At 46.7% G+C, this 9388-nt stretch carries 6 protein-coding genes; 4 read left to right on the forward strand and 2 right to left on the reverse strand.

The genetic code is table 11. The features are described 5' to 3' along the window. Window positions 1-34: 34 nt before the first annotated feature. The gene (locus V5298_RS18320; RefSeq protein ID WP_416351205.1) at window positions 35-2284 is read left to right on the forward strand and encodes an Ig-like domain-containing protein; all 2250 of its coding nucleotides are present in this window, start codon (window positions 35-37) and stop codon (window positions 2282-2284) included. A gap of 76 nt (window positions 2285-2360) precedes the next feature. Here V5298_RS18320 and astB read toward each other — a convergent pair whose 3' ends face one another. Then, a complete protein-coding gene (gene astB / locus V5298_RS18325) occupies window positions 2361-3707 on the reverse strand; it encodes an N-succinylarginine dihydrolase (RefSeq protein ID WP_332932875.1) in 1347 nt (448 codons plus the stop codon). A gap of 355 nt (window positions 3708-4062) precedes the next feature. Here astB and topA point away from each other — a divergent pair, with 355 nt between their 5' ends. Continuing rightward, on the forward strand, window positions 4063-6696 hold the full coding sequence (gene topA, locus V5298_RS18330) for a type I DNA topoisomerase (RefSeq protein ID WP_332932876.1): 2634 nt from the start codon (window positions 4063-4065) through the stop codon (window positions 6694-6696). A gap of 7 nt (window positions 6697-6703) precedes the next feature. Next, window positions 6704-7255: a DUF2058 domain-containing protein gene (locus V5298_RS18335; RefSeq protein WP_332932877.1), complete on the forward strand. Its 552-nt coding sequence runs from the start codon at window positions 6704-6706 to the stop codon at window positions 7253-7255. A 24-nt stretch (window positions 7256-7279) separates the two neighbouring features. Here the strand turns inward: V5298_RS18335 and V5298_RS18340 are convergent, their stop codons facing one another. Continuing rightward, window positions 7280-8158: a LysR family transcriptional regulator gene (locus V5298_RS18340; protein ID WP_332932878.1), complete on the reverse strand. Its 879-nt coding sequence runs from the start codon at window positions 8156-8158 to the stop codon at window positions 7280-7282. Window positions 8159-8259: 101 nt separating this feature from the next. Between V5298_RS18340 and V5298_RS18345 the strand changes: the two genes are divergently transcribed. Further along, window positions 8260-9306: a YeiH family protein gene (locus V5298_RS18345; protein ID WP_332932879.1), complete on the forward strand. Its 1047-nt coding sequence runs from the start codon at window positions 8260-8262 to the stop codon at window positions 9304-9306. Window positions 9307-9388 lie beyond the last annotated feature (82 nt).

Consider the following 9388-nt stretch of genomic DNA (forward strand, 5'->3'; position numbering starts at 1 on the left):
CCGTACAGATGAAAATGGTGAAGCAAGTATCGGCTTGACGGTTGGCTCAGCGGCGGGAGATGGGGAGATAACAGCGACTCTTCCTGATGGAACAACTGCGACAACCACCTTTACTTCAGCGGGTAGTGATGTTGCCCTAGATCCTGAATATAGTGTGACTTTCTCTTTGGTTAACGACAGCGGTGTTGAGGACAGAGATCTGGCATCAGATAACCCCCTTACGGTAAATCTCACGGTAGTGGACCAAAACGAGGACCCTCTCACTGATGCCCTTGTAACCTTTACCATATCCAATGATGAACTGGCGAATTTTAGCAATGATACAGGAACGGCCAGAACCGATGATTCTGGTCAGGCGACCATTGGCTTGACCGTTGGCACGGCGTCGGGTGATGGGCAAATAACAGCCACCTTGCCAGATGGCACTACTGCTACGACAACTTTTACATCCACTGGCACGTCAGTAGAAAGTGAAGAGCCCGCGAAAGTGGAATTGTATGCCAATTCATTACAGTTAGCGTCCAGTGGTTCTGATGAAATAGAATTAATTGCGGTGGTGAAAAACGCCCAAAGCAACCTGATGGAAGGGGTGGAAGTCTCGTTTTCTGCGTCCATAGACGATAATGTGGAAATCCAGCAGGTGGATGACGAAACCACGGAAAATGGTACCGCAACCGCCTATGTCACTACCTTAAATGATGCTTCAATTCGGAGCGTGACCATTACCGCTACCGCGGGCGATGAAGTTGCCACAGTCACCATTGATGTGGTCGGTACAGAGGTCACCGTTAACGGTGCTACGGCTATCACCATCAATGATTCGACGGATTTGACAATCAGAGTCCAAGATTCTGATGGAAATAACCTAACTAATCAAGATGTTAATTTAACTACAACGTTAGGGGAATTAAGTGCTTCGGTAGCCAATACTGGTACAGAAGGACAAGATACGGTGACCTTTACCGCAACAGAATCCGGAGAAGCCACTATCACTGCTTCGGCTTTAGGCGTGGAGACCCAGTATACTATCACCGTTCAGGAAGATGAGTTTTCCTTTACCACGGTGCCTGACGACTACATTGATGTTGCCCCAGATAATGACTATGAAGACGCGGATTACGCCACATTAACGTTAACGTGGAAAAAAGATAACGTACCATTCCCCGCCGGAGAGGTAACATTTACCGCTTCACGGGGGGAAATTCGAGATGGGGATGAGTCCGGTGTCACTGATGGTAACGGCGAAATCAGTTTTGATATTGCGTCTACCAATGCGGGTGATTCAACCATTACTGCCACAGGTGTAGACAGTGATGGAAATAGTGTTACCGCCACCGTAGTGGTGGAGATTGTTGCGACGGTTGCCGATAGCTTGTATGCCGATGCATCGCCAGATCAAATTGGTCCTGATGGCCAAACCAGCACCATTACTGCGGTGGTAAGAGATCCCGCTGGAAACTTAGTTAAAGACAAGGTTGTGAGCTTTACTGTGGACGACACCAGCACGGGAACGATTTCTCCGTCTCAATCAACCACAAACAGTAGCGGTATAGCGTCTACCGTATTTACCTCGGCAGCGGTCACCAGTGAAGATGCCGTGGTCATCACTGCCAGCGTACTAGATGATCCGGCGGTAACTGATTACGTGACCTTGACCGTGGGTAACCGGGCTTTTGATGTTTCCATAGGTACCGGCAATGAAATCTCGAAACCCGATGACACCACCTATTTAAAAGAGTTTGCGGTGTTTGTGACCGATTCGGTGGGCCAGCCTATCGAAGGCGTTGAACTTACCGCCTCCTTAACGCCGGTTAAATACACTAATGGGGGGAAATATTACAAAGGTTATTGGGTGTGGGTGGATCCTAACTGGGTGGTAGGCTACACCGTTGAAGACAGCGACGGTGAAGAAGAGACCTATTATGGTTATACCTATGCATGTGACAACGAAGACATTAACGCCAACGGCATATTGGACGCGGGGGAAGATAATAATGGCGATACCTTCCTCACCCCGGGAATTATTGGCTCTTTGTCATTCCAAGATGGCGTGACCACCACGGATGAAAACGGTCAGGCCACGCTGGAACTGCGTTATCAGCGGGAATACGCGGCCTTTTATGAAGCGGAAATTTCCGTGTTCGCTGAATCTACCGGCAGTGAAGCCAGTGCGAGTATGGAATATGTGTACGGCATTGCCGCGGAAGATGCGTCAAATGAGAGTATTCAGCCGCAGTCCAGTCCTTTTGGTATTGGTTTGGGTAATTGTTCGACCACGGATTAGTGCATCGTAATTGGGTGATACTAAAAAAAGGGGGACATCATGTCCCCCCTTTTTTTATTTAAAATAAGAACCTGAATTATAACGCACTTTGTTGGAACGGATAGATAGAACCAAGATGCATAATTTGAGTCAGTTCATCCAACGCAGTGCGGCTTTCATCAAGCAAGGCTGGGTCGGCTAAGTCCTGTTCACTCAATCGGTCTCGGTAGTGTTTTTCTACCCATTGGTTTAGACGAGCAAAGAGTATATCGTTCATTAATGTACGTGGATTAGTCGCATTAAGTTCTTGTTCTGTCATTGCCACACGAAGACGTAAACAAGCCGGTCCGCCACCATTTCGCATGCTTTGTTTTACATTAAAAAATTTCACTTCTTTAATGGGGGTATCCATCGCTAATAAGGACTCAAGATAAGACGATACTGCTGGATTTTCTTCACATTCGGACGGTGCAATAATTGCCATATGGTTGTCGGATAACGTGATGATCTGCGTATTAAATAAATAGGTACTTACCGCGTCAAGCACAGAGACTTGAGAGGTGGGAACTTCGATAAAATGAAGGGGATGGTCGTCGAATTTGCGACGAATTTCTGTTAATACTGCCGGCGTGTTTAAAAAAGCCTGTTCATGAAAAAATAAGACGTTTTGATTCCCCACCGCGATCACATCGTTGTGAAAAACCCCCTGATCGATGACATCGGGATTTTGTTGAATGTAAACCACGCCATCATCATCAAGACCGTGAAGTCTGGCAACCGCCTGACTGGCCTCAAGGGTTTGTCTGGCAGGATAACGACTGGGGGCTGGTTTGCTGGAATCAAATGCGTAGCGCCCGTAGACAAACAGTTCCACACCGGCACTGCCGTAGTTTCGACAAAGCCGCGTATGATTTGCCGCGCCCTCATCGCCGAAATGTTCGTTATCAGGTAAATGGGTATGGTGGGCGAAATATTTTTCGTTAGCAAACGTGGCTTTGAGTATTCTTCCGGTGACTTCAGGTTCAAGAGAACGGTGAAATTTATTGGTCAAATTGGCCGGCGTAAAATGAATGCGTCCATCGGCCGTATCGGCCCCAGGAGATACTGTCGCGGCATTTGCTGTCCACATGCTGGATGCTGAGCAACAAGCGAGAAAAACCTGTGGCGCTTGTTTGGCTGCGGATTTTAGTACATTTCCATCACTACCGGTAAAACCGAGACGACGTAATGCGGCCACATCGGGCCGTTCCTGTGGAGCAAGTACCCCTTGTTTCATGCCCATATCAGCAAGGGCTTTCATTTTTGCTAAGCCTTGTTTGGCGGCTTCTTTGGGGTTACTTACAGCGTTTGCGTTACTTTGGGAGGCTACGTTGCCTACAGATAACCCAGCATAGTTGTGAGTTGGTCCCACTAAACCATCGAAATTGACCTCAAATTGCTGCATGTTCTGCCTCATTTAATTTGCTATGTGTCGCTTCTGCATTCTATGGCTTGAAAATAAGTAATTAACCCAAATAAAGCTGGCTGGAGAATGAGAAGGTTGTGGAGAAGTTCTTGCTACTAAGCCGGCATTATACGGCTTTTGATGCGCTTGCCAATGTGGGTGGTTGAAAAGTAAGCGCTTTGTGGCGGTTTACAACCTCGCTAGAAGAATAACTATGAAGAAGATCTTGTTTTCCATTCACTTTATCGATATATGTTAAAAAAAGAAAGAAGAGGGGTATGGTAGTCTTTACCTTTCTTTAATTTTCATAGAGATACATTAAGTCTCTGATTACGAACAGGTTTAATCAATATTTATGGCAAAATCACTGGTCATTGTCGAGTCTCCAGCAAAAGCAAAAACGATAAATAAATATCTCGGTAAAAATTTTATCGTAAAATCTTCGGTTGGCCACGTTCGCGACTTGCCGACAAAAGCGGTAGGGAATGTTGAACCCAAAAAACCCGCAAAAGAATTGAAGACGCTAAGTGAAAAAGAGCGTGAAGAATATTTACGTAATTACGAATATCGCAAACTGGTTGACCGTATGGGGGTTGACCCACAGGATGACTGGAAAGCCCACTATCAGGTATTGCAGGGTAAAGAAAAAGTCGTCAACGAACTTAAAAAGCTGGCAAAAGATGCAGACACGGTTTATCTGGCAACGGATTTGGACCGTGAAGGAGAAGCCATTGCCTGGCATTTGCGTGAATTACTAGGTGAAAAAAACAAAACCTATCAACGGGTTGTGTTTAACGAGATCACCAAAAATGCCATTCAGGATGCATTCTCCCATCCCGGAGAGCTCAACACCGACAGAGTCAATGCGCAGCAAGCCCGTCGTTTTCTCGATCGGGTTGTGGGCTTTATGGTTTCACCGTTGCTGTGGAAGAAAATAGCCCGGGGGCTTTCTGCAGGTCGTGTGCAATCGGTAGCGGTGCGTTTGGTGGTGGAACGAGAACGGGAAATTAAGTCCTTTGTTCCTGAGGAGTTTTGGGATGTGCACGCCGATTTAACGTCAGCCCAGCAACAACAGCTTCGTATGTTGGTGAATCGCTATCAGGCAAAACCCTTTAAGCCCAAGAATAAACAAGAAACCGACACTGCTCTGGCGCAGCTTCAGGCAAGTCCTTATATTGTCGAAAGTCGAGAGTCTAAGCCTACACAAAGTAAGCCTTCGGCACCTTTTATTACCTCAACATTGCAACAGGCGGCCAGTACACGTTTGGGCTTTGGGGTTAAAAAGACCATGATGATGGCCCAACGTTTGTACGAAGCTGGTCACATCACGTACATGAGAACCGATTCGACGAACCTCAGCCAGGAAGCCTTAGACAATTGCCGTTCGTTTATCCAAGATAACTTTGGCAATAAGTATTTACCTGCCGACCCTATACGCTATGGCAGTAAAGAAGGCGCTCAAGAGGCTCACGAAGCTATCCGGCCGTCAAACGTCTCAGTGCAAGCTGCATCGTTAAAAGACATGGAGCGGGACGCACAGAGGCTGTATGAGCTTATTTGGCGACAGTTTGTGGCCTGCCAAATGACAAATGCGAAATATGACGCTACAACCATCAAGGTGGCCGCCGGTGATTACGAACTGGTCGCAAAAGGGCGTGTGCTTAAATTTGATGGTTGGACAAAGGTACAACCCCAAGTACGTAAAAAAGGGGAAGAAGAGCTGTTGTTGCCGGATGTACAAAAGGGCGATATCTTGGATTTAAAGCAGCTTGATCCAAAACAACACTTTACTAAACCGGTTGCGCGATTCAACGAAGCATCCTTGGTTAAAGAACTTGAAAAACGTGGTATAGGAAGACCTTCAACCTATGCCAGTATCATCTCCACCATTCAGGATAGAGGCTATGTTCGCTTAGAAAATAAACGTTTCTATGCCGAGAAAATGGGCGAAATCGTCAATGATCGTTTGATGGAAAATTTCGATGATCTCATGAGTTACGACTTCACCGCGAACATGGAGCAACACCTTGATGATATCGCCGAAGGTAAGAAAAACTGGAAGCAGGTGCTAGACGCCTTCTACAAGGATTTCTATGCCAAGTTATTGAAGGCAGAAAAAGACGCAGAAGAAGGTGGTATGCGTTTGAATCAAGCCGTACCTTCGGGGATCAGCTGCGACAAATGCGGCCGTGAAATGAACGTGCGAACAGCCTCTACCGGCGTCTTTTTGGGCTGTTCGGGTTACAATTTACCGCCGAAAGAGCGCTGTACCAATACCATGAACCTGACACCCGGCGATGAAGTGGTGAAGGTGGATGACGAAGAAGAATTAGAGACAGAAGCCTTGCGGGCGAAACGCCGTTGTCAGATTTGTGGCACCGCAATGGACAGCTATCTGGTGGATGAGAAGCGCAAACTTCATGTCTGCGGTAACACGCCGACTTGTCCAGGCACCTATGTAGAAGAAGGTACCTTTAAAATAAAAGGGTATGACGGCCCAATTATCGAGTGTGATAAATGTGGCAGTGACATGGAGCTGAAAAACGGTCGCTTCGGCAAGTATTTTGGCTGTACTAACGAAGCCTGTAAGAATACCCGTAAGCTTTTACGTAGCGGAGAAGCTGCGCCACCTAAGGAAGATCCGGTGGATTTACCGGAACTTGAGTGTGAAAAATCGGACGCACATTTTGTGCTCAGAGATGGTGCTTCAGGTATATTCCTTGCCGCGCATAATTTCCCTAAATCGCGGGAGACCCGTGCGCCGAAAGTGAAAGAACTGGCTAGGTTTAGAGATAGAATATCGCCTAAATTCTACTATCTTGCTGATGCGCCACAAGAGGATCCTGAGGGGAATCCGGCCATCGTACGTTATAGCAGAAAGACCAAACAGCAGTACGTCATGTCAGAAAATGAAAATGGCAAATCTACCGGTTGGTCAGCTTGGTACGAAGGTGGTAAATGGGTAACCCAGGATAAGAAAAAGAAATAGGTAAATCATGGCTTCATTACAGGAACAATTGTTAAAAGCGGGGTTGGCAGATAAATCTTCTGCCAAAAAAGCGCGGGCAGAAAAACGTAAAAAGCAAAAGCTGCAAAATAAAAATAAGCAGGTTGAGGTGGATGAAGCGCGCATCGCGGCTAAGCAGGCCGCAGAAGAGAAAAAATCCCGGGATCGCGCGCTCAATGAAGCCCAACAGCGAGCCCGAGAAGAGCGCTCTATCAAGGCGCAGGTACGTCAGCTTATTGAAATGAACAAGCAGGTACGTAAAGGCGATACCGTACTTAATTTTACCCATGATAACCTGGTTAAACGGCTGTATGTTTCTGCTGAAATGCACCGTCAAGTGACCAAAGGCCGCTTAGTGGTTGTGGTACTTGATGATGCGTATGAACTGGTACCGGCCCCAGTGGCAGATAAAATCGCCCAACGGGATGGGGAAAGTATTGTTTATCGTGCAGATTTAGATACCCGGGATAATGAGGGTAAACAGCAAGAAGAAGATGATTGGTACGCCGATTACGAAATCCCCGATGATCTCACGTGGTAGGCGAGGGCCTGCAGGTTTTATCGTTTAGTTGGCCAATTGTGCTAAAAAAGACGTTGCCGATGGCGACAAGGGACGTCCTTGATAGGTCAGGCTATATAAGGGCCTGACATTTGGCAGCCATTGTGTTGGTGAGATGAGTGCTTTGACACGGCCGATTTCCATCAGACTGGCGGCCGCCACCTTTGGTACGATGGCGATCCCAAGCCCGTTGGCAACCCCTTCGACAATGGCCTCGTTAGATCCTAAAACAACACTTTTATCGGGTCTGAATTGTTGTTGTTTAAAATAGTTTTCCACCACACTGCGGGTTCCTGAGCCAACTTCACGTAGTAACCAGGTTGCCTGTTGAAAGGTTTGTTTTGATATATCCCCCCATTTGGCGTCCGACTTGTTAATCAGTACCATGGCTTCATTGATCCAGGTTTCGGCATGAATGTCCTCTCTCATCGATTCTCCCTCAATAAACCCAATATCAATTTGACAGTGAGTGAGCGCGGTTTCCACATCTGCAGAGTTTCCGACTATAAGCTCAAGGGTAATATTGGGGTGCTTGCGAGTAAACTCCGTCATATGCTGAGTTAACCAATAGTTGGCGACGGTACTACTCGCACCAAGAGTAAGCTTGCCTTGGGTGAGTCCGGCATGGGCTTTTAATGCTTCTTCTGCGGCTTTTTCAATGGCAAACATTTCTTTTGCATGAGTGTACAAAAGCTCACCGGGCTCGGTTAATCGGATCACTTTTCCTTTAGCTGCACGCTCGAGCAACGCAACACCCATCTGATTTTCCAATTCTTTTATGGATTTTGATACCGCAGGTTGGGTAATAAAGAGTGACTCCGCAGCGAGGGAAAAACTGCGCTTAGTGGCCACATGATAGAAAACACGAAGGCTATGCAAGTTCATTGTATGACTTTTAGTTATGAAAATATGAATAAAGACAATTTGAGTTATACATCATTGACGGGTACTTTGCTAGCCTCTCTTTACTACCTAGGGCCGTACTCATGGAAAAAAGTATTCCGGTAAATAATTTCTTCAATCATTCATTGATACCAGGCATTGGTGTCGTACTCCTTCTTGCCGTAGTGTCGGTGTTGATGTCACAGCTCGATACTTTTAGCTCTATTGGCGTAAGTCCGCTTACCATCGGCATTGTGCTGGGTATTGTGGTGGTTAATGTGGTTGGACGTAAATATGAGCCCATTGTTGATGAAGGGGTAGATTTTGCCAAATCCCGCCTGTTAAAGCTTGGGGTGATCTTGTTTGGTTTACATTTTACCTACGGTGAGGTGCTTTCTCTAGGCTGGCGCGGTCTGGGCATCGATTTGAGCATTATTATCAGTGTTTTGACCCTCTCTTTATTGGTGGGACGGTATGTATTAAAGCTGGATTATCAAACCAGCTTATTGGTGGGGGCAGGTTCTGCTATATGCGGGGCGGCGGCGGTTCTTGCTACGGCGCCAGTGATAAAAGCCAAAAGTGAAACCGTGGTTATTGCGGTTTCTACGGTGGTGATCTTTGGCACGGCCAGTATGTTTTTATACCCGGTTATTTGGCCCTATGTGGATGTTTCTGCAACACACTTTGGTGTGTATATTGGCTCTACCATCCATGAAGTGGCCCAAGTGGTCGCCGCGGGCAGCGCTGTAGGACCGGAAAGTGCGCAAAACGCAGTGTTAGAAAAGATGTTACGTGTCATTTTACTGGCCCCATTCCTTGTTATTTTGGCGCTGTTTCCGAATAAGCAAAATGGGGATGACGGCGAAAATGGCAAAAGCGGTATTTCTTTGCAGCACATGCCTTGGTTCGCCTTGTATTTTTTAATCGTCATCGGGGCAAACTCTATGATAGACCTGCCTGACATTGTGGTAAGTTCGTTGATGGAACTCGATACACTATGTTTAACCATGGCGATGGTAGCCTTGGGACTTAAAACCCATGTGTCTGTGGTTACCCACGCCGGCTACAAACCCTTGCTGTTAGGTGTTGTGTTGTTTCTCTTTTTAATTGTTGGCGGCGGTGGGATCAATGCGCTATTTCTAAGTCTATAAATCTCGCTAATTTTGGATTAGGAAAGGGGGAAGGATCAGCCGGTGCTGATCCTTTTTTTTGTTATGGCAGCATATCGGCAAG

This window comes from Alteromonas sp. 14N.309.X.WAT.G.H12 (genome assembly GCF_036697315.1).
Taxonomy (GTDB): Bacteria; Pseudomonadota; Gammaproteobacteria; order Enterobacterales; family Alteromonadaceae; genus Alteromonas.